Here is a 23,004-nt window from a genome sequence, read left to right on the forward strand (position 1 = left end):
CACTATATATAGATCAAATCGGCACAAAATGGTTAATCAATTATTAATATCTATCGATGATTTTCTACAGTTGTTCGTGAATCCCCCGATTCGTACCAATGCCACATTGGAAAACACCACACTGATTCGGAGGCGGACGAATGATCGTAGTGGTTGATGAGCGCGAGCTCGTTAAAGACGGCTATACATCTCTATTTGGGCGTGAGGGCATTCCCTCGACCGGGTTCGATCCGGTCGAATTCGGGGAGTGGGTCTCGACGGCGGCGGAAAGCGATCTTGCGGCTGTTGAAGCCTTCCTGATCGGCCAGGGCGACCGGAGCTTTTCTTTGCCGAAGGCGATCAGGGATCGCACGACGGCCCCGGTGATCGCGGTCAGCGACCAGCCCTCGCTGGAATCGACGCTGGCGCTTTTCGACAGCGGCGTTGACGATGTCGTGCGCAAGCCGGTGCACCCCCGTGAGATCCTTGCGCGTGCAGCGGCGATCCGTCGCCGATTGCAGGTCATCTCGAATTTTACCGATGCGGGGCCGATCCGGGTTTTCTCTGATGGCCGCGACCCGGAGGTGGGTGGTGAAGTGTTCCCCTTGCCGCGCCGTGAGCGCCGCATCCTCGAATACTTGATCGCCAATCGCGGACGCCGCGTTTCCAAGACGCAGATTTTCAATGCCATCTACGGCATCTTCGATGACGACGTCGAAGAGAACGTCGTCGAAAGCCATATCAGCAAGCTGCGCAAGAAGCTGCGCAAGAAGCTTGGCTACGATCCGGTCGATTCCAAGCGGTTCCTCGGCTACAGCATCGACTGGCAGTGATTTTCATTGACCCGCGTGGTCTTTTTCAAACGCGGTATTTCAGACAGCTTCACGCAAGCCAAACGCTTTACCTTCTCCCTGAAAGATGACCACGAGGGTTTTTGAATGAGTATTTTCGGCACTATGCGAACCGGTGTGTCCGGCATGAATGCACAGGCGAACAAGCTGGGCACCGTGGGCGATAACATCGCCAACGCAAGCACCACCGGTTACAAGCGCGCATCGACGTCATTCTCTTCGCTCGTTCTGCCCTCCTCGTCGGGCAGCTATGCGTCCGGCGGCGTGCAGTCCAACGTTCGCTACAGCATTTCGGAGCAGGGCAACCTCTCTTACACCACCTCGAGCACCGACCTTGCTGTTCAGGGCAACGGCTTTTTCGTGGTTCAGGACGGCGCAGGCACGCCCTATCTCACGCGTGCCGGCTCTTTCGTGAAGAACTCGGAAGGCTATCTGGAAAACGCGGCTGGTTTTCAGCTGATGGGTTATCCTTACGGTTCCAATCCGCCGGCGGCTGTCGTTAACGGCTTTACGGGTCTTGAGGCCATCAACGTCAATAATTTCGGCCTGACTGCATCGCCCTCCACGCAGGGCAGTTTCCCGGCCAATCTTAACCGTGACGATACGGCTGTGGCGGCTGCGTCGCTTCCAAGCACCAACTCCGCGACTGCGACGTTCGGCAACAAGACTTCGTTGACGGCATTCGATAGCGGCGGTGCGAAGGTACTTTACGATTTCTATTACACGAAGACCGCAGACAATACCTGGGAAGTTGCGGTTTATCGTCAGGATCAGTCGACGAATGGCGGATTCCCCTACACGGCAACTGCGCCTGCGACGCTTGTCCAGGAAACGGTGACCCTCACTTTCGATCCCGCCACCAACAAGCTCACGACCACGTCGCCCACGTCAATCACGATTAATGACAGCAACAGCGGTGTGGCGCAGGCGATCAACATTGATCTGTCTGAAATGACGCAATTCTCGACCAAGTTTACGCCTGGCACCGCAATTCTGGACGGCAACGGCCCAAGCCAGATCAAGGATGTGGAAATCGGCAAGGATGGCGTGGTAACGGCGGTCTATCAGGATGGTGGTCGCCGCAACATTTACCAGCTGGCGCTGGCCACGGTACCGAGCGTCGACAATCTCAGCCCGCAGAACGGCAACGTCTATCTGCCGAGCAACGAGTCGGGTGTCGTTACCATCGGCTTCCCGCAATCGGGCAGCTTCGGTTACATCCAGAAGGGTGCGCTGGAAGGCTCGAACGTCGATATCGCCAGCGAACTCACCGACATGATTGAATCCCAGCGTATCTACACAGCGAATTCGAAAGTCTTCCAGACTGGATCGGATTTGATGGACGTCCTGATCAATCTGAAGAGATAATACTTCTCACGAGGACAGATGAATGTCGCTCACGTCAGCAATGAATACTGCGCAATCGATTTTCAATAACACAGGTAAGCAGACCGACGTTACTTCGAAAAACATTGCCAATGTCGGTAATGCGAACTACGTCAAGCGAACCGCCATTCTTGGCACGACCATGGCCGGAGCGAGTATCGTCTCCAATGGCCGTGCCCAGAATGAAAGTCTTTTCAGGCAGACGATTTCCAGTTCTTCTCTCGCTTCCGGCCAGAATACGGTTCTGACCGGTCTTGAGGAAATGAAGAGCATTTTCGGCGGCAACGATTATGAGAGTTCGCCGGCCACCTATATGAAGGAACTGCTGAAGAGCCTGGACGCTTACGCCGCCAAGCCGAGCGATGCCGCTCTGGCCGCAACGGCGGTCACCTCGGCTATTGATGTCGCCAGTTCCCTGAACAAGGCCTCGAGCGAATTGCAGTCGATGCGTCTGCGTGCCGACAAGGAAATCGCCCTTCAGGTCGACAAGTTGAACGGGCTGCTTGCAAAGTTCGAGGAAGCCAATAACGAGGTCAAGGCGCAGACGGCGATCGGCGGCGATCCAAGCGACGCACTCGACCAGCGCGAGACGCTTCTCAAGGATATTTCCTCCATTATCGGCATCAATGTCGTCAATCGTCCCAACAACGATGTAGCGCTTTATACGACGGATGGCGCGACGCTGTTCGAAATCGTGCCGCGCAGCGTCACTTTCAAAACGCAGCCGGGCTATGATGCGACGACCACGGGCAACGCAATCTATGTCGATGGCGTAGCGCTGAAGGCTGGCAGCGGCAGCAACACGACGGCGGAGGGGTCGCTTCAGGGCCTGATGCAGGTTCGTGACGATCTGGCTCCGACGATGCAGAGCCAGCTCGATGAAATCGCCCGAGGCCTCATTACCATGTTTGCGGAAAAGCCGGCGGATTCCACCAGCGGCCTGCCGGACATGCCGGGTCTCTTCACTTACGGCTCGCCGGCGGCGACCACCATTCCGGCAGACGGGATTGTCTCTCCTGGGCTCGCAGCGAGCATTACCGTCAACCCGGCGTTAATTATTTCCAAAGGTGGCAATCCGGAATTGTTGCGTGACGGCGGTATCAACGGTACCGATTACGTGATCAATACCGCAACCTCGGGGGGAACCGGCTTCTCCGAGCTGATCCGCAGCTATGTTACTGCTTTTGACGCGCCCATGAATTTTGCCGCGTCGACACGTATCGATACGAATACCAGCATCCTGAAATACGGCACCAACTCGATGGGGTGGCTTGAACAGGAACGTTCCGGTGCGACTTCGGCGAACGAAGCGAAAAGCGCGCTTTATGAGCGCTCCGCCACGTCCTATTCGAACAACACGGCGGTCAGCCTGGACGAGGAGTTGTCGCTGCTCATGGATATCGAGCAATCCTACAAGGCCGCGACCAAACTGGTGACGACCGTTGATGAAATGCTCAAGTCCCTGATGGACATGGTGAGGTAAACGATGAAAACGTCATTCATTTCATCGCTGGCGATGCAGAACAGCATGCGCAGCACCATCCTCAAGGCTCAGCTTGAGATGACCAATCTCAATACCGAGTTGACGACGGGCAAGCATGCCGATCTTGGCGTGACACTGGGCGCCAACACCGCCCGCAGCCTCGATCTCAATCGCGATATCGACCGCATTACCTCGCTGGTCAGCGTCAATTCGATTGCAACACAACGCCTCAAATCCTCGCAGACTGCGCTGGACGGTATGGCGAAGGCCGCGCAGGAGATTCAGAAGGTTCTGGTCCCCAATACCAGCAGTGAAGCACCGACGCTGTCGACGGTTGCCCAGACCATCTCGAATGCGTTCAACAACTTCACCAGCTTCGCCAATACGGCGGTCAATGGCGAATATCTGTTCTCCGGCATCAATACGGATGTGAAGCCCGTCGATGACTATTTCGCAGATGGATCTCCGCTGAAGGAAGCCTATGAGACGGAACTGAACGCGTTCATGGCGGCGCAGACGCCGCCGGTGGGTGATTTCGCCAGCCTGTCGAAAACACAGGTCGAAGCCTTCATGACGCATATCGAAGGCGTGTTCAACGGTACGACCACGGTCACGAACCCGCCACACAGCAGCCTGACGGCCGGCCAGAACTATGATTTCTGGACGACCTTCGGTTCGAAGGCGAGCGACACCAACATGACGAGCCGCATCAGCCAGAACGAGGTTGTCGAAACGTCGAGCAACAGCAACTCGCAGGGCATGCGTTATTTCGCCTTGACCGCGATGACGTCAATGACCTTCCTCGACGCGAAGGTGGACAGCGGCGTCCGCGAAATGGTGGCGATGAAGTCGGTGACCAATATCGGCACCGCCATCAACGGTCTGAACCAGCAGCAAAGCCAGCTCGGTCTTTCCGAAAGCCGTGTCTCGAAAGCCAATGATTCGCTGGAGGCCCAGAAAAAGATCATCGAAACGCATCTCTTGGATATCGAGGGGATCGATACCTATGAGGCGAAGACACGCCTCGACCTGCTGCAGCAGCAGATTGAAATCGCATACAGCCTCACGTCGCGCCTGCAAAAAATGAGTCTGGTCAACTACCTCTGATGATCAGGGGTGGCGGCAGATAAAGGATACATGAATGTACCAGTTTTCCTACGCCGAAATCATGGAGGATGGTGTCGCCAACGCGAAAGATCGCGAGCGGCAGGCGTTGACCAAATCGATCGAACTTCTGGTGGAGGCGAGGGACTCCTCCTCGCAGCGGCCGACGATTGAGGCACTTTTTTACACTCGCCGTGTCTGGATACGCTTCATTGAAGATCTCAAACAGCCGGACAACCAGCTTGCCATCGAGCTCAGAGCCAATCTGATCTCCATCGCGATCTGGATTTTGAAAGAGTGCGAACTGATCCGGAAACGTCAGTCGACGAATTTCCAGGGCATAATTGACGTGACAACCATCATCAGGGATGGACTGAAATGAAAAGTACACTTCGGATTTCGCTGAAATCGGGCGAAAAGATCTTCATCAACGGCGCAGTTCTGCGTGTGGATCGCAAGGTAGCGCTCGAATTCCTGAACGATGTCACGTTCCTGCTCGAAAACCACGTTCTGCAGCCCGATCAGGCGACGACGCCGCTCAGACAGCTGTATTTCATCGCGCAGATGATCCTCATCAACCCGGAAGGGCGCGAGCAGTCCACCAACATGTTCCGCAAGTCGGTCAGCATGCTCTTGAACTGCTTCCAGCACGACGAGGTTCTGGCGGAACTGAAGCGGATCGACGGGCTTGTCGCATCCGGCAAGGCTTTCGAAGCGCTGAAAGCCATTCGCGGTCTCTACCCGATCGAGGAGAAAATCCTCAACAATCAGGAGATGACCCCCGCAACGATCGAACAGATTCGCAAGGAGATCGCACCATGGCGGTAGATGCAGTCAATTCGGCAGCGGCAAACCCCTGGGCGAATGCCGGCGCCAGCAGCAGCGACAAGAACGCGGCTTCGCTGAACTATGACAGTTTCCTGAAGCTCCTCATCGCGCAGATGAAGAACCAGGATCCGACCAGCCCGATGGATGCCGGCGAGCAGATGTCGCAGCTGGCAAGCTTCTCGCAGGTCGAGCAGACCATCAAGACCAACACCCATCTGAAGAGCATGCTGCAGGCGGAAGCCCTGACGCGCGCCTCCGATCTGGTTGGCAAGACGGTCAAGAGCGCCGACGACACCGTCACCGGCGTGGTGAAGGAAGTCGAGGTCTATTCGGACGGTGTTGTGGCCATCACCGAAGCTGGTGACAAGGTGCTGCTGCAGGCTGGCGTGACCTTCTCCAATGGCCCGATTACGAGTACATCTGATAGCGGAACCGATTCGGATAGCGCGACTGGTTCCTGACATTGAAGAGGCGGTATGACGCCGCCTTTATGAAACAAGGATGCGACGATGAACGAGGCAGATGCGCTTGATATCATGCAGGCGGCAGTCTGGACTGTTCTCGTCGCGGCCGGTCCGGCGGTTCTCGCCGCCATGATCGTCGGTGTCGTCATCGCCTTTATTCAGGCCCTGACCCAGGTTCAGGAAATGACGCTGACCTTCGTTCCCAAAATCGTAACGATCATGATCGTTCTCGGCGTCGCCGCCCCCTTTGTGGGCGCGCAGATATCGCTCTTTTCCAATCTCGTCTTTTCCCGCATCCAGTCCGGCTTCTGACCTTCGTTCGATCCCGATGCCACCCTCGCGCAAGCTTCAGCGGCTAGGGATAGGCGCGAAGCATCGGTCCGGATTGTGTGCGCTTTTCGAAAACCGGTGCTTCGGAACCGTGCGGCGGCTTTTCCGTCGCCCTTCTCATGAAGAGACAGGACGAAATCATGGCGCAACCACCAGTCATTTCCTTACCGAAGGTCAGTCCGAGCGCGCGTGATATCGGCTTCGCCCTCGGCATTGTGGCGATCCTCTGCGTCCTCTTCCTGCCCATTCCGGTCATGCTGGTCGATATTGGCCTTGCCTTTTCGATCGCGCTCTCGGTCCTTATCCTCATGGTGGCGCTCTGGATCCAGCGGCCCCTGGACTTCTCGTCTTTCCCGACCGTGCTGCTGATAGCGACCATGATTCGCCTGTCGCTGAACATTGCGACAACGCGCGTCATTCTCTCGCACGGCAGCGAGGGGCCGACGGCGGCCGGCGGCGTCATTGCGGGTTTCTCCAGTCTCGTCATGTCCGGCGATTTCGTGATCGGTCTGATTGTTTTCATGATCCTGATCACGGTCAACTTCATCGTCATTACCAAGGGTGCGACGCGTATCGCGGAAGTCGGCGCGCGCTTCACCCTCGACGCCATCCCTGGCAAGCAGATGTCGATCGACGCGGATCTCTCCGCCGGCATCATCGATGAAAAGGAAGCCCAGCGCCGCCGCCGCGAACTGGAAGAAGAAAGCTCCTTCTTCGGCTCGATGGACGGCGCCTCCAAGTTCGTTCGTGGCGACGCCATCGCCGGCCTCATCGTCACCGCGATCAATATCTTCGGCGGTATCATCATCGGTTATTTCCGCCACGGCATGCCCATCGGCGAAGCGGCCGACGTCTTCGTCAAACTTTCGGTCGGCGACGGTATTGTCTCGCAGATTCCGGCCCTGATCGTATCGCTCGCCGCCGGCCTTCTGGTCTCGCGCGGCGGCACCGCCGGCTCGACGGACCAGGCCGTTGTCAATCAGCTGAGCGGCTATCCGCGTGCGCTGATGGTTTCAGCCATGCTGATGGGCCTGCTGGCCATCATTCCAGGCCTGCCGTTCCTGCCCTTCATCTTCCTCGGCGGCATCATGGCTTTTGGCAGCTGGTATATTCCACGCCAGGCCGAAGCCGAAAGCGCCCTTCGTCGGCAGGAAGAGGAGAACAAGGTTCTCCAGAACACCGAGGCGGAGAAGGATTCCGTCAAGCAGGTACTGAAGACCGCCGAGATCGAGCTCGCGCTTGGCAAGCAGGTTTCCACCCGCCTTCTTGGCGCGCATCAGGAACTGGCTTTCCGTGTCGGCAAGATGCGCAAGAAATTCGCGAGCCAGTATGGTTTCGTCGTGCCGGAGATCAAGGTCTCCGACGACATCATGATCCAGGAAAAAGCTTACCAGATCCGCGTCCATGGCACGACGATCGCCTCCAGCAACCTGCGTGTGGGGGATGTCCTCGTGGTGACTGGGGCAGGGCGCAAGCCGAGCATTCCCGGCGACGAAATCCGCGAACCCGCTTTCGGCATGCCTGCGGTCTCGATCCTCGAAACCTTCACCGAAGATCTCAAGCGCGAAGGCTTCCATCCGATCGATAACGTCTCCGTGGTGCTGACCCATCTGAGCGAGGTCATCCGCAACAACCTGCCGCAGCTTCTGTCTTACAAGGATGTCAAAATCCTCATCGACAGGCTCGACCCCGAATACAAAAAGCTGGCCGACGAGATTTGCTCGTCACACATGTCCTATTCCGGCCTGCAGGCGGTTCTGAAGCTGCTGCTCGCCGAACGCGTGTCGATACGCAACCTGCATCTCATTCTCGAAGCGGTTGCAGAACTCGCGCCGCATGTGCGCAAGACGGAACAGATCGTCGAACATGTTCGGGTGCGCATGTCGCAGCAGCTCTGCGGCGATCTGGCCGACAATGGCGTGCTGCGCGTCCTGCGCCTCGGCAACAAATGGGACATGGTCTTCCATCAGGCGCTCAAGCGCGACCAGAAGGGCGAAATTGTCGAATTCGATATCGATCCCCGCCATCTCGAGGAGTTTTCCGAGCAGGCGTCGAAAGTTATCCGTGAATTCATGGATCGCGGCCTGCCCTTTGTCCTTGTAACCTCGCCGGAAACGCGGTCCTATGTGCGCATGATTATCGAGCGACTCTTTGCGACCCTGCCGGTTCTTTCGCATGTGGAACTGGCCAAGGGTCTCGAGATCAAGATTCTGGGCGCCATTTCATGATAACCGACCCGCAGGGGACAATCATTGCATTGTTCCTTGCCATCTGCCGTATCGGCGCATGCTTCATGACCATGCCGGGCTTTTCAAGCTCGCGCATTTCGCCGCAGATTCGCATGCTTCTGTGCGTTGCTGTGTCCATGGCGCTCCTGCCTGTGCTATGGGACACGATCTATCCGAAAGTTTCCGGCGCAAGCCAGGGCACGGTCGTCGGCCTCATCTTCACCGAGGTCGTCATCGGTTCGATGTATGGCCTGATCGCGCGGTTCTACACGCTCGGCTTCCAGTTTACCGGCGCGGTCATCGGCGCTTCCATTGGCCTCAGTGCGCCGGGTGGCGCCGATGTCATTGAAGACGTGCAGGAAAACCAGATATCCAATTTCATCACTTTCGGCGGCCTGCTGGTTCTGTTCATATTCGATTTCCACCATATCGTCCTCAAGGCGCTGGTGGATTCCTATACCGCCACACCGGTCGGCGCGCTGATCAGCGGCCAGAAAATGCTGATTACGCTGACCGACACGCTCAGGGCTTCCTTTTCCATCATGCTGCGCCTTGCCAGCCCCTTCGTGATCTATGGCTTGATGTTTAACGTCGCGGTCGGCCTCATCAACAAGCTCGCGCCGCAGATTCCGGTCTTCTTTATATCGACGCCCTTCGTTCTCGCGGGGGGTATTTTCATGCTGTACCTGTCGGTCGCAGCCCTTATCCGTCAGTTCGTGGATGGTTTCGGCCCCGTCTTTATCGGCTTTTGATCGGGAGAAGACATTATGGCTTCGGACAAACGCTCGGAAAAACTCAAACGTCTGGTAACGGTTCAGCGGCACATGGAAAAAATGGCCGAGGTGGAACTGGCCGACACCACCCGCGCCCGTACCGAAGTGGCGCAATCCATGGAGAGCGTGCTGGAGGCCATGAGTTCCATGGAGCCGGTGCATCAGACATTCTCCCGGCACTATTCGGACCGCTACGGCCGTCTCGTCGTCCAGGACCGCCAGCTTGAGGGCGTTCAGCAATTTCAGGAAAACAAGGTTCTGAAGGAAAAGACCAAGGCAGACCGGCTGGAGGACAGGATGCACCTCGCGCGCGATCTTGAGCAGCGCGAGGCCGACGATAATGCAATCTATGATTTGTTAGAAATTACGAATGTTTCCCAGACACCAGCCTCCAGCAAGGTTGGCGATCCATAATCTGTCCCATTGTTGCATCGCGGGCGTTCTTGAGGACGTTTCCGGCGATGTTTCTTGATTGAGCGAATGCGCCGGCTTTTGCGCCGAGCATTCGTCAGCTCGGGAGATCTGGACGTGGCGATATCGGTGATAAGCGATCTGGTGATGGATGTGGTTCGCGCTGCGGACCCCCAGGAAGTTCAGGTCGCGCAGGAAAAACTCAAGGCGAACAAGGCGGCTTTTGCCGCAACCAGCCTTGCCGATGCCGGCAAGGGTTTCGGTGCCGCGGTCGATATGCTGGATGGCGCTTCCTCGAAGGCTGGCCTCGGCGACACCAATATTCGCGCGGCCCGCACCGAAATCCCGGAAACCTACCGCAAATATGAAGCCTCGGTACTCCAGACCTTCGTGGCCAACATGCTGCCGAAAGACAGCGAGGAAGTTTACGGCAAGGGCAATGCCGGCGAGATCTGGAAAAGCATGATGGCCGAACAGTTTGCTGACACGATCTCCAGGAATGGCGGCGTCGGCATTGCGGAGCAGGCTTACAAGGATGCGTTGCGGAAAGCCGAAAGCAAAGGCATTACCGACGTATCGATGAATGAAAAAGACCATAATGCTGCAATTCGGATGGTGGCGGAGTTCGAGCGGCAGGTCCTCGGCGTTTCCAATGAGAAAACGGACGAGGCTTGAGAATGAAAAACCCTAACGAGGAGACAAGCATGGACCTTATGTCGAACGACCACCGTATCCAATCCGTTCTCGGCCGCCTTGAGATGATCATCGACAATGAGAACGACAATATCGGTAAAGACCCCAAGTTCGACTTCAAGGTATCCAACGCCCACAAGAGCCGTTGCCTCTATGAGCTGACGATGCTGTTTCGCGATACGCCGCGCGAGGAAATCGCCGCCGGTTACATGGAACAGGTCAGGGGCATCAAGTCCAAGCTCGCCACCAATGCCAGCCGCGTCGAGGCGCATCTGAATGCGGTTCGCGCCGTTGCGGATTTGCTCAAGAACGCGCTCCAGGAAGCCGATACGGACGGCACCTATTCGCAGGAACAGTTCATGTACGGCGCAGCCTCCTGATGTTGAAGCTTCTTGTCACCGGCGTCTGGGTTTGCGCCGTCACGCTCGGCGCGGTGTATTTCTCCGTCCAGTTGGCGACGGCGCCCGCACCGGATGAGGCGGGGGCAAAAAAGGCCAATCTGCAACTGGTCAAGGGCGAAAGCATCACGATCCCCGTCATCAATGACGGCGGGGTGAACGGCTATTTCCTCAGCCGTATTTCGCTGCGCGTCGACAAGACCAAGATGGCGAAGATCGAGCTGCCGGCAACGCAGTTGATGACGGACGAACTGTTCACGCTGCTTGCGGGTTCTTCCATGGTCAATATCGCCAATATTTCCACCTTCGATCCCGAAGCCTTCAAGCAGCGCATCCGCGAGGGGCTGAACAAAAGGCTCGATGACGAGGTGGTCGAGGATGTGCTGATCGAACAGCTGGATTATCTGTCGAAAGCCGATATCCGCGAGCAGGACGGCAATGGCACGCCCCGTTCGGTCAAGCTCGTCGAGGGCGAGAAGGCCGAAGCCGGCAAAGAAGCGACGCCAAGCCACTGACGACCGGGGGGCGAGGGGCGTCGGCCAGATAGGGGATGTGGAGCATCCTTCTGGTTAATTGTCTCTTGCCGCATCCCCAGGCATTAGAGAGATTGCTTTCAGGCTAAATTCAACCAGCACCTGTATAACAAACCCATGAACCACCATCCCGCAGGCCATGCGTCGGATCGGTGGCGACGGCTTTGGCATTTGGGGGTTGGCAATGAGTTTCGCGTCAGGTCTCGCGCGGTCGGGATCGCAACGGAATATCCACGGACTGCGCGTCTGTGATCTCGATTGGAATGGGGCGCTGGAATTGATCAGCGGCAGGGCGTCTGCCTGTGAGGGGCATACGATGCTGTCCTTTCTCACCATCGAAAAGGTGAAGCTTTCGCTTAAGGACAACGCCTACCGGCAGATTCTTGAGAGCTGTCTGCTCTTGCCGCAGGGAAAGGCAATGAGGGCCGCTGCGCGCAACGAGAATGGCGAGCCTTTGTCTGCACCCATCGACGGCGTCGCCTTCACCATGGCGCTTCTGACCTATATGGCCGTGCCGAAGCGTATCGGTGTGGCGGGAGATGATTCGGCGCAGATCGGCGAGGTTCTTGCCAGGTTGCGGGCGCATGCGCCCTGGCACGATTTCGTCATGCTGAACCGCGATGCTTCGGCTGTTAAGGTGGATGTTCTGCTCGCGGGAATGTTGAAGGAAAACCAGGAAACATGGCTGCACCGCACCGTCAGCAGCGAGAATGCGCGGGTCACGATTGCGGTTGGGCAACTGTTCAAGGTCCTGTCTTCGGAAGTGGCCGGCATGCCGGAAATTTTCCGCAAGCTTCACATGAGCTGGCTCTACAGCCTTTGCGCCGAACCCTGGCACATCGCGCTCGGCAAGAGCTGAGGCCGTTCTCGCAGGCGCTGCGTTAACCATTTGTTTGCCACGATCCTTTAACCTCTCGTAAGGTTTTAACAGTCGCCCGTGGCGGGCGGCGCCGAGGGCGGCAGACGGCTTCAGATGGTTGATGACAATCCGGACATGATGGCGATCCGCCTTGACGAGGATGATGTCGCTACGCCCGTATCGCAATGGCGCAGACATTGCCGTCGGCTCATGACGTCCGGTTGCATCGCCGCCGCCGCCGTTGTCGGTGCTGCCCTTCCGCTTCTGCTCGTCGATTCGGGCTTTCGCGGTTATGTTTCGCAAGCCCGGATCGAGGTTATCCAGACCGCTTACGATGCCCCGGATGCCGTCCGCTTTCTGGCGATGGCGCGTCGTACGCTGCTTTCTACCTCCGGGCTCGACCGTATAACCGTCGATCTTAAGCTGAAGTCGGCCGATATGGTCGGCGTTCGCAATCAGGGCGAGCTTGGCCTGCTTTTCGACCTTCTGACCGGCGCGGATGCGCGCCCGTTATCCGAGCGGGAGGCGCTGAACGGCGCGGTGGGAGAAGCGATCCGGCTGGAACTGACCCCGGATGAAAACACGCTGATCGTGACCGGTAAGGCCGCGACGCCGGACGCCGCCATGCGACTGACCGATTATCTTTCGATGCGCGTCATCGCGGATGGCAAGGCCGGCACTATGACGCCCGCCATGCGCGAGACGGAAAGGGCGCGGGCAAGGCTCGATGAGGCGGAAGCGGCGCTGAACGGTTTCCAGATGCGCCACGGTGACGCGGTGATGGCCGAGGCGCAGCAACTCGAGCAGCAGCTGCGCGACGTAAACGACAGTCTGGCGCGTAGCACCCGGCAGCAACTGTCCATCCAGGCCGATCTGACAGCGGCTTCGGCCCTGAAGCCGAATGATGTATTTGCGAAGCCTTTGCCGGGCGGTACGGGTTTTTCGGTACTTGAGGATGTCAGGCAGAAGTATTCGACCGCCAGCATGGCGCTTGCTGCGGTTTCGGTCGATTACGGCCCGAAACATCCCCGCCGCATCGCCGCCCAGAATGCGGTGGATGCCGCACAGGCGCTTGCCGGCCCCGCCTTGCGGCAATTGCTGGAAGGCCTGCGGGCGGATGAAAAGCGCATCTCTCAGGAGATCGCGGCCGCCAATGGCGAGCAAAAGAAGTATCTCGACCGCCTCAATGAGCTGGGTGTCGCCCCCGGCGAGTTTTCCAGATTGCAGGGGGAACTGGACACGGCGCGAAATGCCTATCTGGAGGCAAGCGAACGCCGCGACCTCTCCGCATCCGCCACGCCCGCGCTCGAAACCCGTTTGACCAAGAAGGCCGCACCGGGCGAGTTGACCCGCGACCTGCCGCAGGCCGCCATGTTGGCGGGCGGCGGTGCATTGATCGGCCTGCTGGGCAGTCTCTATCTCCTGAGCTATCGTCGTCACGACGAGGAAGAGGAGGGCGCATTGCTCATCGAAGAGGGCGCGGAACATCCATCCTCCGTCGAGCCGTCGATTGAGTCTCTGCAGGTTTCCGAATTCGAACCGATCGAACCGGCTGTGTTCGAGGATCTGCAGAATCTTGCCGCAGGGGACAACATCGAGCCGGAGGAAGACGGCTTTGCCGACTATTACGGCGAGGCCGTCAATGACGACGACATGCCGCTGGACGAGCGCGTGCGGCAGGTGCTGATGGGCAACCGCACGGTCAGGAGTGCTGATCCGGCCCCTTACGGACTTCCTCCGCTTCTGGCTGACGCCCTTGCCGGGCACGTCGATCATGCCCAGGCCGAAGCAGAGGAACTGATGGAATTGCGACGCGAACTGGCGTTCCTGAGGGAGTGTCTTACCGATTACGCCGATCGCCGCGAAGACTACCGCAAAACAGCCTGAAAACGCCGCATTTTAGCTTGCATTCCTGTGGCGGGGGCACCATACGGAGCCGACGTAACCCAGCAGGAGCAGGACGCATGGCAGTTGTGATTGACGGGAAGGCGAAGGCGGCTTCGGTAACGGAGGCGGCCCGCAAATCGGCAGAAGCGCTTGAGGTGGAAAAGGGCGTAAAGCCTGGTCTCGCGGTTGTCATTGTCGGAAATGATCCGGCCAGCCATGCTTACGTGAACTCCAAGAGCAAGATGGCCAAGCAATGCGGTTTCAACTCCATCCAGCACACGCTGCCGGAAGAAACCACGCAAGCTGATCTCCTGAAGCTTGTCGGCGAACTGAACGCCGATGCCACCATTCACGGTATTCTGGTACAGCTGCCGCTGCCGAAACACTTCAATTCTGACGAGATCATCCAGTCGATCCTACCCGAAAAGGATGTCGATGGTCTGAGCGTGCTCAACGCCGGCAAGCTCGCGACCGGCGATCTCGCCACCGGCCTCATCTCCTGCACGCCCGCCGGCGCCATGCTTCTGGTGCGCGGCATTCACGGCGACGACCTTTCCGGCCTCAACGCCGTCGTCATCGGCCGCTCGAACCTGTTCGGCAAGCCTATGGGCCAGCTTCTGCTGAATGCCAATGCCACGGTGACCATGGCGCATTCCCGCACCAAGGATCTGGCCGGCATCTGCAAGACCGCGGATATTCTCGTCGCGGCGGTCGGTCGCGCCGCAATGGTGAAGGGTGACTGGGTAAAATCGGGTGCGACCGTCATCGATGTCGGCATCAACCGCATCCCCGCGCCGGAAAAGGGCGAAGGCAAGTCGAAGCTGGTGGGCGATGTCGCTTATGACGAGGTGAGCGCGGTTGCTGCCGCCATCACGCCTGTTCCCGGCGGCGTCGGCCCGATGACCATCGCCATGCTGATGGCCAACACCGTCATCGCCGCCCATCGCGCGCTGGGCCTGACCGCGCCGAAATTCTAAGCGGTTGGAAACGGCCGGCTACGCTTTCGGAGCCGGCCCCGTCGAGGCACGCACCACCAGTTCCGCCTTCCAGAGTTCCTGATGCGGTTCCGTCTGGTTGAGCTTGATGCGATTGATCAGACGCTGACCCACGCGCATCCCGGCTGCCCTCAGCGACGAGCGCGTGGTGGTCAGCGGCACGGAGAAATTATCCGGCTTCAAAAGCGGCAGCACGTCGTCATGGGCGATCAGCGAAATATCCTTGCCGGGTTTCAGGCCGCGCTGGTTGAGAGAACGGATCGCGCCGAGCGCAAGCGCGGTACTGGCACAGAGAATGGCGGTCGGCTTTTCCGGCCGTGACAGCAACGCTTCCATGCCGAGATAACCTTCCTCATCGGTCATGCTGCTGTGTCTCTTGTTGTTCGCATGCAATGTCAGGCCATGTGCCGAAAGCGCCTTTTCCACCCCGAGACAGCGCCGATAGGTGAAATCATAACCCTCCGGGCCGTTCAGCAGCCCGATCCGCGTGTGGCCAAGCTGGAGGAGAAGCTGGGTCGCATCGCGAAACGCGCCCTCATTGTCCACGTCGAGATAGGGATAGTCCTCCTCCACGCCGACGGAGCGGCCATGGACGAGGAAGGGCAGGGAGAGCGACTGCAACATGGCGATGCGCGGGTCGTTCTTCTTCATATAGGCGAGATAGATGCCATCGACGCTGCCGTTTGTGGCGAGCCCCCGCAGAGCTTCGCGCTCCTTTTCCGGCTCGGTGGGCATGATCACGAGATGAAAGCCGCTGCGCGACGCCTCTTCACCGAGGCCGCTCAGGAATTCACCGAAATGCACGTCGGAACGGTGGTGTTCGCCAATCGGCATGACAAGTCCGATGGAGCCGACCTTGCCCGTCGCCAGCCGTTGCGCTGCCGCATTCGGGCGATATCCCGTCTTTTCGGCAGCTTCCATGACGCGGCGGCGCGTTTCGGCGCTGACCTCCGGATAGCCGTTGAGCGCCCTGCTGATGGTCGTCTGCGAAATGCCCAGCAGTTGCGACAACTGTTTCAGGTTCATGTCTATAATTTCCTCCATGCGCGCGCCTAAGAATACGGCAAAGCCTCTCCTCAATTCCCAAAGCGCTTTAGATTTTTACCAGCCTCCACTGCATTTCTCAATCGAAAAGGATAGCCGCCTTCCGAATTAAATATGACTATTTATAAGGCTCTGCAACGTTTCCGAACAAAGAGCCTCTTGACTCTGTCTTAATGACAATGAGATGAATAGGCAGCCAAAGCGCTTTGATTGGAGAGGACGCTTTGAGCCTTTTATGTGATGGGAGGTAAATCACATGCAGAAGACTCTTTTGGCGACAGCTGCCGTCATGGCTTTGCTGTCCGGTGCGGCCTTTGCCGCCGACCTTAAATTTGCACCCGGCGGCGACGCCAAGTTCAACTGGAAAAGCTACGAGGACTTCAAGGCGGCCCATGCCGACCTGAAAGGTCAGACGCTGACGATTTTCGGTCCGTGGCGTGGTGAAGACGAGGCCCTGTTCCAGTCGGTACTTGCCTATTTTGCCGATGCGACCGGCGTGAATGTCCGTTATTCCTCGTCGGAAAACTACGAGCAGCAGATCGTCATCGATACGCAGGCGGGTTCGCCGCCCAATATCGCCATCCTGCCGCAGCCCGGTCTTCTGGCCGATCTCGCCGCCAAGGGCTTCCTCGTGCCGCTCGGCGACGAGACCGCGAATTGGGTCAAGGAAAATTACGGCGCCGGCCAGTCCTGGGTCGATCTCGGCAGCTACAAGGGCAAGGACGGCAACAAGGCCTATTTCGCTTTCCCCTTCAAGGCGGATGTGAAGTCGCTCGTCTGGTATGTGCCTGAGAACTTCGAGGAAGCGGGCTATAAAGTGCCCGAGACCATGGAAGACCTGTTCAAGCTGACGGACCAGATCGTTGCCGATGGCGGCACGCCCTGGTGCATCGGCCTCGGCTCCGGCGGCGCTACCGGCTGGCCGGCGACCGACTGGGTGGAAGACCTGATGCTGCGCACGCAGCCGCTCGACGTTTACCAGAAATGGACGACCAACGAGGTCAAGTTCACCGATCCGGCCGTGGTCGAGGCGATCAACGAATTCGGCAAATTCGCCAAGAACGAAAAATACGTCAGCGGCGGCGTCGCGGCCGTGGCCTCCACCGACTTCCGTGACAGCCCCAAGGGCCTCTTCGACATTCCGCCGAAGTGCTACCTGCACCATCAGGCGTCGTTCATTCCGTCCTTCTTCCCTGAGGGCACCAAGGTCGGCACGGATGCGGATTTCTTCTACATGCCGACTTACGCGTCCAAGCCTGAACTCGGCAAGCCGGTTCTCGGCGCCGGCACGCTCGTCACCATCACCAAGGAAGCGCCTGCCGCCAAGGCATTCGTTGAATTCCTGCAAACGCCGATCGCCCACGAGGTCTGGATGGCTCAGTCGAGCTTCCTGACGCCCTATAAGGGTGTGAATGTCGATGCCTATGCCAATGAGCAGATGAAGCGGCAGGGCGAAATCCTCACGACTGCGACCAGCTTCGGCTTCGATGGTTCCGACCTGATGCCCGGCAAAATCGGCGCCGGCGCGTTCTGGACCGGCATGATCGATTTCGTCGGCGGCAAGTCCGCCGACCAGGTCGCCGCCGATATCCAGAAGGCCTGGGACGGCCTGAAGTAAAATCGGATCAGGCCCGGCGGTTTGCTGCCGGGCCTTAACCAACGGAACGGCCCCGACGACCGCATAAATCAGCGCGGCGCGGAGAGGATCAAGGGAGGGAACATGGCTCAACAACTCGTGTCAGCCATCGGCGTCATGGTGGCGGGCGTTTTTGCTTGCGCTGCCTATTATTGGCTATCCGACAAGGCGCTGCAGGCGATCTTTCCCGTCCGCTCGGGAGACGTCATTCACGCATCCCGCAATCTCAATCGCCGCGCCGCCGTCCGGCCCTGGCTGTTCATTGGCCCCGCGTTGATCCTTCTGCTGGTCTATCTGGTGTACCCTGTCATCGCCACGCTGATCCTGTCCTTTTATGATCGGACCGGCAGCGAATTCGTTGGGCTTGCCAATTATCGCTGGGCGATTTTCGATGCCGGTTTCCGCCAGTCGATCTTCAACAATATCCTCTGGCTCGCTGTCGTACCGGCCGCCTGCACCTTCTTCGGCCTCGTCATCGCTGTCATGACCGACCGCATCTGGTGGGGCAACATCGCCAAATCCATCGTTTTCATGCCGATGGCGATCTCCTTCGTCGGCGCGTCCGTCATCTGGAAATTCATCTACGAATACCGCGCCGAGGGGCAGGTGCAGATCGGCCTGCTCAACGCCGTCGTCGAATTTTTCGGCGGCAGCCCGGAAGTGTGGATTTCCATGCCCTTCTGGAACAATTTCTTCCTGATGGTGATCCTCATCTGGATTCAGACCGGTTTCGCCATGGTCATCCTGTCCGCAGCCCTGCGCGGCATTCCGGAAGAAACCATCGAGGCGGCGGTCATTGATGGCGCCAATGGCTGGCAGATTTTCTGGAAGATCATGGTTCCGCAGATCTGGGGCACCATCGCCGTCGTCTGGACGACGATTACCATTCTCGTGCTCAAGGTCTTCGATATCGTGCTCACCATGACCAACGGCCAGTGGAACACGATGGTTCTCGCCAATCTCATGTTCGACTGGATGTTCCGCGGCGGCGGAGACAGCGGCCGAAGTGCCGTCATCGCGCTCATCATCATGGCGGCCGTCACCCCGATCATGGTCTGGAACATCCGCCAGGCGAACCGCGAGATGGAGGGCCGCTGAGATGAACATCGTCAAACGTTTTCGCCGCGTCGGCCTGCCGCGCCTCATCGTCCACGCCAGCGTCCTCGTCGTCGTGCTTCTCTGGCTCCTGCCCACGCTCGGCATTCTCGTCAGCTCGCTGCGCGACAAGGACCAGATTACCGTATCCGGCTGGTGGACGGCCTTCTCCAGTTCCGAACAGACTTCTGCGGTTCGCCTCGCCGATGCTTCCGTGCAGAAGCAGGACGGCAGCCGCTACGTGATCTCCGGCAACGTCTTTGAAAACGGTCAGGGCGGCAAGGTCGCCGCCTTCGGCGTCCGTGTGCAGGAACCCACAGCCTTCAAAGCCGGGGAGGCTGCTGATATCGGTGATGGCGAGACACTTCTCGTCAATTCGGACGGCAGCTACGAATACAGCAAGGCCTCAAGCTTCGAGGGCTCTCGAGGCAAGCGCGTCTATATTTCCGTCGCCACGCCGCCGGTCTTCACGCTCGATAATTATCGCACGGTCCTGACCTCGGAAGGCATCGGCCAGTCTTTCGTCAACTCGCTCACGGTAGCGGTGCCGGCAACCGTCATCCCGATCCTGATTGCCGCCTTTGCCGCCTATGCGCTGTCATGGATGAGTTTTTCCGGCCGCAATCTCTTGATTGCCATGGTGGTGGGCCTCATCGTCGTGCCGTTGCAGATGTCGCTCATCCCGCTTTTGCGGCTCTATAACGAAATCGGCACCATCTTCGGCGTGCCGTCCAAGACCTATGCCGGCATCTGGCTGGCGCATACCGCCTTTGGCCTGCCGCTCGCCATCTATCTGTTGCGCAACTATATTTCCGGCCTGCCGAAGGAGATCATCGAAAGCGCCCGTGTGGATGGCGCGAGCGATTTCGAAATCTTCGTCAAGATCATCCTGCCGCTGTCCTTCCCGGCGCTCGCCTCCTTCGCCATCTTCCAGTTCCTCTGGACCTGGAACGACCTGCTCGTCGCCATGGTCTTCCTTGGCACGCAGAAGAACGAACTCGTGCTGACGGGTGCGCTCAACGCGCTGCTCGGCTCGCGTGGCGGCAACTGGGAAATCCTTACCGCCTCGGCCTTTGTTACCATCATCGTGCCGCTTGGCGTTTTCTTTGCTCTTCAACGTTATCTCGTGCGTGGCCTGCTGGCAGGCTCCGTCAAGGGAGGCTGATCAATCCATGAACGCCCATACCTCACAGGACACTTCCATGACCGCTTCGGTGACTTCCGCTTTGACGCCCAACAAGGACTGGTGGCGCGGCGCCGTTATCTATCAGATCTACCCGCGCTCCTATCAGGACTCCAATGGCGACGGCATCGGCGATCTCAAGGGCATCACCGACCGGCTGGCGCATATCGCCAATCTGGGTGCCGATGCGATCTGGATTTCGCCCTTCTTCACCTCGCCGATGAAGGATTTCGGATACGACGTCTCGAATTATGTCGATGTCGACCCGATGTTCGGCACGCTTGCCGATTTCGACGGGTTGATTGCCGAAGCCCACCGCCTCGGTATCCGCGTCATGATCGATCTCGTTCTGTCGCACACGTCCGACCAGCATCCGTGGTTCGTGGAAAGCCGCGCCAGCCGCAACAATCCGAAAGCGGACTGGTACGTCTGGTCTGACGCCAAACCGGATGGCACGCCGCCCAACAACTGGCTGTCGATCTTCGGCGGTTCGGGCTGGCAGTGGGACCCGACCCGCATGCAATATTACATGCACAACTTCCTGACCTCGCAGCCGGACCTCAACCTGCATAATCCGGAGGTGCAGGAAGAGCTGTTGAACATCACCCGTTTTTGGCTGAAGCGCGGCGTCGACGGTTTCCGCCTGGATACCATCAATTTCTATTTCCACGACCTTGAGCTGCGCGACAACCCGGCGCTGGCGCCGGAACGACGCAACGCCTCGACGGCACCTGCCGTTAATCCCTATAACTTCCAGGAACATCTCTACGACAAGAATCGCCCGGAAAATATCGCGTTCCTGAAGCGCTTCCGCGCGGTGCTGGACGAATTCCCTGACATCGCCGCTGTGGGTGAAGTCGGCGATAGCCAGCGCGGTCTCGAAATCGTCGGCGAATATACGTCGGGCGATGACAAGATGCAGATGTGCTACGCCTTCGAATTCCTCGCACCGGACGCGCTCACCCCGCAGCGCGTCGCCGATGTGCAGGCGGATTTTGCGAGAGCCGCGCCGGAAGGCTGGGCTTGCTGGGCCTTCTCCAACCACGATGTCGTGCGCCATGTCAGCCGTTGGGGCGAGCATGTCGAAGATAAGGACGCCTTTGCCAAGGTGCTTTCGGCGCTGCTGATGACGCAGCGCGGTTCCGTCTGCATCTATGAGGGCGAAGAACTCGGCCTCACCGAAGCCGATATCGCTTTCGAGGATTTGCAGGATCCCTATGGCATCCAGTTCTGGCCGGAATTCAAGGGCCGCGACGGCTGCCGCACGCCGATGGTGTGGGATGCGGGCCATGCGCAGGCCGGCTTCTCGACCGCCGACAGGACGTGGCTGCCCATTCCGGCCGAGCATAAGCAGCGCGCCGTCAGTGCCCAGCAGGGCAATGAAGCATCAGTGCTTGAGCACTATCGCCGTTTTCTGGCTTTCCGCAAAAAACACCCCGCTTTTGCCAAGGGCGGTATCGAATTCCAGCCGGTTGAGGGCGAAGTGCTGAGCTACACCCGCACGTTCGGCAACGAAACCGTGCTATGCCTCTTCAATCTCGCCGCAACGCCGGCAAAGGCCACGCTGCCGGAAGGGAACTGGGAGGTTCTTGAAGGCCACGGCTTTGCAAGCGGTCTTGAAGGCAGAAGCGTAGAACTTCCGGCATGGGGCGCATTCTTCGCCCGTTACGCCTGACAGATGAGGGAGGAACACCCATGACAAGTCTCGTTCTCAAGGATATCCGCAAATCATACGGGCAGGTGAAAGTCCTGCACGGCATCGATCTTTCGATCGAACAGGGCGAATTCATCGTTTTCGTCGGTCCGTCCGGCTGCGGAAAATCGACGCTGCTGCGCATGATCGCCGGGCTAGAGGAAATCACCGGCGGCGAGATGTTCATCGACGGCCAGCTCGTCAACGAAATCCCGCCCTCGCGTCGCGGCATCGCCATGGTGTTCCAGTCCTATGCGCTCTATCCGCATATGACAGTTTACGACAACATGGCCTTCGGCATGAAGATCGCCAAGGAAAACAAGCAGGAAATCGACCGCCGCGTTCGCGCCGCCGCCGAAATCCTGCAGCTGACGCAATATCTGGAGCGTCTGCCAAAGGCACTCTCCGGTGGCCAGAGACAGCGTGTCGCCATCGGCCGCGCCATCTGCCGCAATCCGAAAGTCTTCCTGTTCGATGAGCCGCTCTCGAATCTCGATGCGGCGCTGCGTGTCGCCACGCGCATTGAAATCGCGAAGCTCAACGAGCAGATGGCCGATACGACGATGATCTACGTCACCCATGACCAGGTGGAGGCGATGACGCTGGCTGACCGTATCGTGGTTCTGAATGCCGGCCGCGTGGAGCAGGTCGGGGCGCCGCTCGAACTTTACGAGAACCCGGCCAATCTCTTCGTGGCGAAATTCATCGGCTCGCCGGCCATGAACATCATCGAAGGGAAGATCGTCGGGACCGGCGAGCGGACGTCGATCGAGCTGGCCGGCGGCAAGACGCTTGCCGTCAATGTTCCAACCCCCGCATCCGAACAGGGCAAGGCCGCAAGCTTCGGTGTGCGGCCGGAAGATCTGAGCATCGTCACCGGTGATGATTATCTTTTCGAAGGGAAAGTGTCGATTGTCGAGGCTCTGGGCGAGGTGACGCTTCTGTATCTCGAAGCGCCGAAGGGCCAGGAGCCCATCATCGTCAAGGCACCGGGCATTGTCTCGGTCGCCAAGGGGCAAACCCTGCGTTTCGCCGCGCCGCAGGAAAAGCTTCACCTCTTTAATGCCGAGGGCAAGACCTACCGCGTCTGATTGCAGTCGACCCCCAAAACACCCCGGAACGTCCTCGTTCCGGGGTGTTTTGCGGAGCTT

At 58.6% G+C, this 23,004-nt stretch carries 23 protein-coding genes; 22 read left to right on the forward strand and 1 reads right to left on the reverse strand.

Going from position 1 to position 23,004, the window contains the following annotated elements; translation table 11 throughout:
- Nucleotides 1-140 precede the first annotated feature (140 nt).
- The 17 genes from PL599_RS07025 to PL599_RS07105 all read left to right on the forward strand — a co-directional run bounded on the left by PL599_RS07025 (nt 141) and on the right by PL599_RS07105 (nt 15,184).
- Nucleotides 141-812, forward strand: a complete 672-nt coding sequence (locus tag PL599_RS07025) for a response regulator transcription factor (protein ID WP_046800597.1) — start codon at nt 141-143, stop codon at nt 810-812.
- A 105-nt stretch (nt 813-917) separates the two neighbouring features.
- Complete coding sequence (locus PL599_RS07030) at nt 918-2,198, forward strand: flagellar hook protein FlgE (protein ID WP_077983396.1); 1,281 nt, start codon at nt 918-920, stop codon at nt 2,196-2,198.
- Nucleotides 2,199-2,220: 22 nt separating this feature from the next.
- The gene (flgK, locus tag PL599_RS07035; RefSeq protein WP_269823340.1) at nt 2,221-3,699 is read left to right on the forward strand and encodes a flagellar hook-associated protein FlgK; all 1,479 of its coding nucleotides are present in this window, start codon (nt 2,221-2,223) and stop codon (nt 3,697-3,699) included.
- Between the two features lie 3 nt (nt 3,700-3,702).
- Nucleotides 3,703-4,806, forward strand: coding sequence for a flagellar hook-associated family protein (locus tag PL599_RS07040; protein ID WP_077983394.1), 1,104 nt, complete (start codon nt 3,703-3,705; stop codon nt 4,804-4,806).
- Between the two features lie 34 nt (nt 4,807-4,840).
- Nucleotides 4,841-5,185 (forward strand): flagellar biosynthesis regulator FlaF, encoded by a 345-nt coding sequence (flaF, locus tag PL599_RS07045; protein ID WP_063949721.1) that lies wholly within the window; start codon nt 4,841-4,843, stop codon nt 5,183-5,185.
- Nucleotides 5,182-5,631, forward strand: a complete 450-nt coding sequence (gene flbT, locus PL599_RS07050; protein WP_004432543.1) for a flagellar biosynthesis repressor FlbT — start codon at nt 5,182-5,184, stop codon at nt 5,629-5,631. The genes flaF and flbT overlap by 4 nt, the downstream gene beginning before the upstream one ends.
- The gene (gene flgD / locus PL599_RS07055) at nt 5,622-6,092 is read left to right on the forward strand and encodes a flagellar hook assembly protein FlgD (RefSeq protein WP_077983393.1); all 471 of its coding nucleotides are present in this window, start codon (nt 5,622-5,624) and stop codon (nt 6,090-6,092) included. The genes flbT and flgD overlap by 10 nt, the downstream gene beginning before the upstream one ends.
- Nucleotides 6,093-6,140: 48 nt before the next feature.
- On the forward strand, nt 6,141-6,407 hold the full coding sequence (gene fliQ / locus PL599_RS07060; RefSeq protein ID WP_077983392.1) for a flagellar biosynthesis protein FliQ: 267 nt from the start codon (nt 6,141-6,143) through the stop codon (nt 6,405-6,407).
- Nucleotides 6,408-6,565: 158 nt separating this feature from the next.
- Nucleotides 6,566-8,653, forward strand: a complete 2,088-nt coding sequence (gene flhA / locus PL599_RS07065) for a flagellar biosynthesis protein FlhA (protein ID WP_137409769.1) — start codon at nt 6,566-6,568, stop codon at nt 8,651-8,653.
- Complete coding sequence (fliR, locus tag PL599_RS07070; protein ID WP_077983391.1) at nt 8,650-9,405, forward strand: flagellar biosynthetic protein FliR; 756 nt, start codon at nt 8,650-8,652, stop codon at nt 9,403-9,405. The genes flhA and fliR overlap by 4 nt, the downstream gene beginning before the upstream one ends.
- A gap of 15 nt (nt 9,406-9,420) precedes the next feature.
- On the forward strand, nt 9,421-9,840 hold the full coding sequence (locus PL599_RS07075) for a hypothetical protein (protein WP_142912763.1): 420 nt from the start codon (nt 9,421-9,423) through the stop codon (nt 9,838-9,840).
- 114 nt (nt 9,841-9,954) lie between these two features.
- On the forward strand, nt 9,955-10,512 hold the full coding sequence (locus tag PL599_RS07080; RefSeq protein WP_003503348.1) for a rod-binding protein: 558 nt from the start codon (nt 9,955-9,957) through the stop codon (nt 10,510-10,512).
- A 29-nt stretch (nt 10,513-10,541) separates the two neighbouring features.
- The gene (locus PL599_RS07085; RefSeq protein ID WP_077983432.1) at nt 10,542-10,910 is read left to right on the forward strand and encodes a hypothetical protein; all 369 of its coding nucleotides are present in this window, start codon (nt 10,542-10,544) and stop codon (nt 10,908-10,910) included.
- The gene (locus PL599_RS07090; protein WP_077983389.1) at nt 10,910-11,443 is read left to right on the forward strand and encodes a flagellar basal body-associated FliL family protein; all 534 of its coding nucleotides are present in this window, start codon (nt 10,910-10,912) and stop codon (nt 11,441-11,443) included. The genes PL599_RS07085 and PL599_RS07090 overlap by 1 nt, the downstream gene beginning before the upstream one ends.
- Nucleotides 11,444-11,645: 202 nt before the next feature.
- Nucleotides 11,646-12,320, forward strand: coding sequence for a WecB/TagA/CpsF family glycosyltransferase (locus PL599_RS07095; RefSeq protein ID WP_077983388.1), 675 nt, complete (start codon nt 11,646-11,648; stop codon nt 12,318-12,320).
- A 114-nt stretch (nt 12,321-12,434) separates the two neighbouring features.
- Nucleotides 12,435-14,207, forward strand: coding sequence for a hypothetical protein (locus tag PL599_RS07100; RefSeq protein ID WP_271358945.1), 1,773 nt, complete (start codon nt 12,435-12,437; stop codon nt 14,205-14,207).
- 77 nt (nt 14,208-14,284) lie between these two features.
- Nucleotides 14,285-15,184, forward strand: coding sequence for a bifunctional methylenetetrahydrofolate dehydrogenase/methenyltetrahydrofolate cyclohydrolase (locus PL599_RS07105; RefSeq protein ID WP_269823337.1), 900 nt, complete (start codon nt 14,285-14,287; stop codon nt 15,182-15,184).
- Nucleotides 15,185-15,202: 18 nt separating this feature from the next.
- On the opposite strand, the gene PL599_RS07110 is transcribed toward PL599_RS07105, so the two are convergent.
- Complete coding sequence (locus PL599_RS07110; RefSeq protein WP_269823336.1) at nt 15,203-16,228, reverse strand: LacI family DNA-binding transcriptional regulator; 1,026 nt, start codon at nt 16,226-16,228, stop codon at nt 15,203-15,205.
- A 274-nt stretch (nt 16,229-16,502) separates the two neighbouring features.
- Here PL599_RS07110 and PL599_RS07115 point away from each other — a divergent pair, with 274 nt between their 5' ends.
- From PL599_RS07115 to PL599_RS07135, 5 genes are all read left to right on the forward strand, one after another.
- Nucleotides 16,503-17,864 (forward strand): ABC transporter substrate-binding protein, encoded by a 1,362-nt coding sequence (locus tag PL599_RS07115; RefSeq protein WP_269823335.1) that lies wholly within the window; start codon nt 16,503-16,505, stop codon nt 17,862-17,864.
- Nucleotides 17,865-17,966: 102 nt separating this feature from the next.
- Nucleotides 17,967-18,980 carry a carbohydrate ABC transporter permease gene (locus PL599_RS07120; protein ID WP_077983385.1) on the forward strand — a complete coding sequence of 338 codons (1,014 nt, stop codon included), beginning with the start codon at nt 17,967-17,969 and terminating at the stop codon, nt 18,978-18,980.
- 1 nt (nt 18,981) lies between these two features.
- The gene (locus PL599_RS07125; protein WP_269823334.1) at nt 18,982-20,142 is read left to right on the forward strand and encodes a carbohydrate ABC transporter permease; all 1,161 of its coding nucleotides are present in this window, start codon (nt 18,982-18,984) and stop codon (nt 20,140-20,142) included.
- Between the two features lie 37 nt (nt 20,143-20,179).
- Nucleotides 20,180-21,835, forward strand: a complete 1,656-nt coding sequence (bglA, locus tag PL599_RS07130; protein WP_137410954.1) for a beta-galactosidase BglA — start codon at nt 20,180-20,182, stop codon at nt 21,833-21,835.
- A 20-nt stretch (nt 21,836-21,855) separates the two neighbouring features.
- The gene (locus PL599_RS07135; protein WP_077983382.1) at nt 21,856-22,944 is read left to right on the forward strand and encodes an ABC transporter ATP-binding protein; all 1,089 of its coding nucleotides are present in this window, start codon (nt 21,856-21,858) and stop codon (nt 22,942-22,944) included.
- Nucleotides 22,945-23,004: the final 60 nt, after the last annotated feature.

This window comes from Agrobacterium sp. ST15.16.055 (assembly GCF_027956555.1).
Classification (GTDB): domain Bacteria; phylum Pseudomonadota; class Alphaproteobacteria; order Rhizobiales; family Rhizobiaceae; genus Agrobacterium; species Agrobacterium salinitolerans.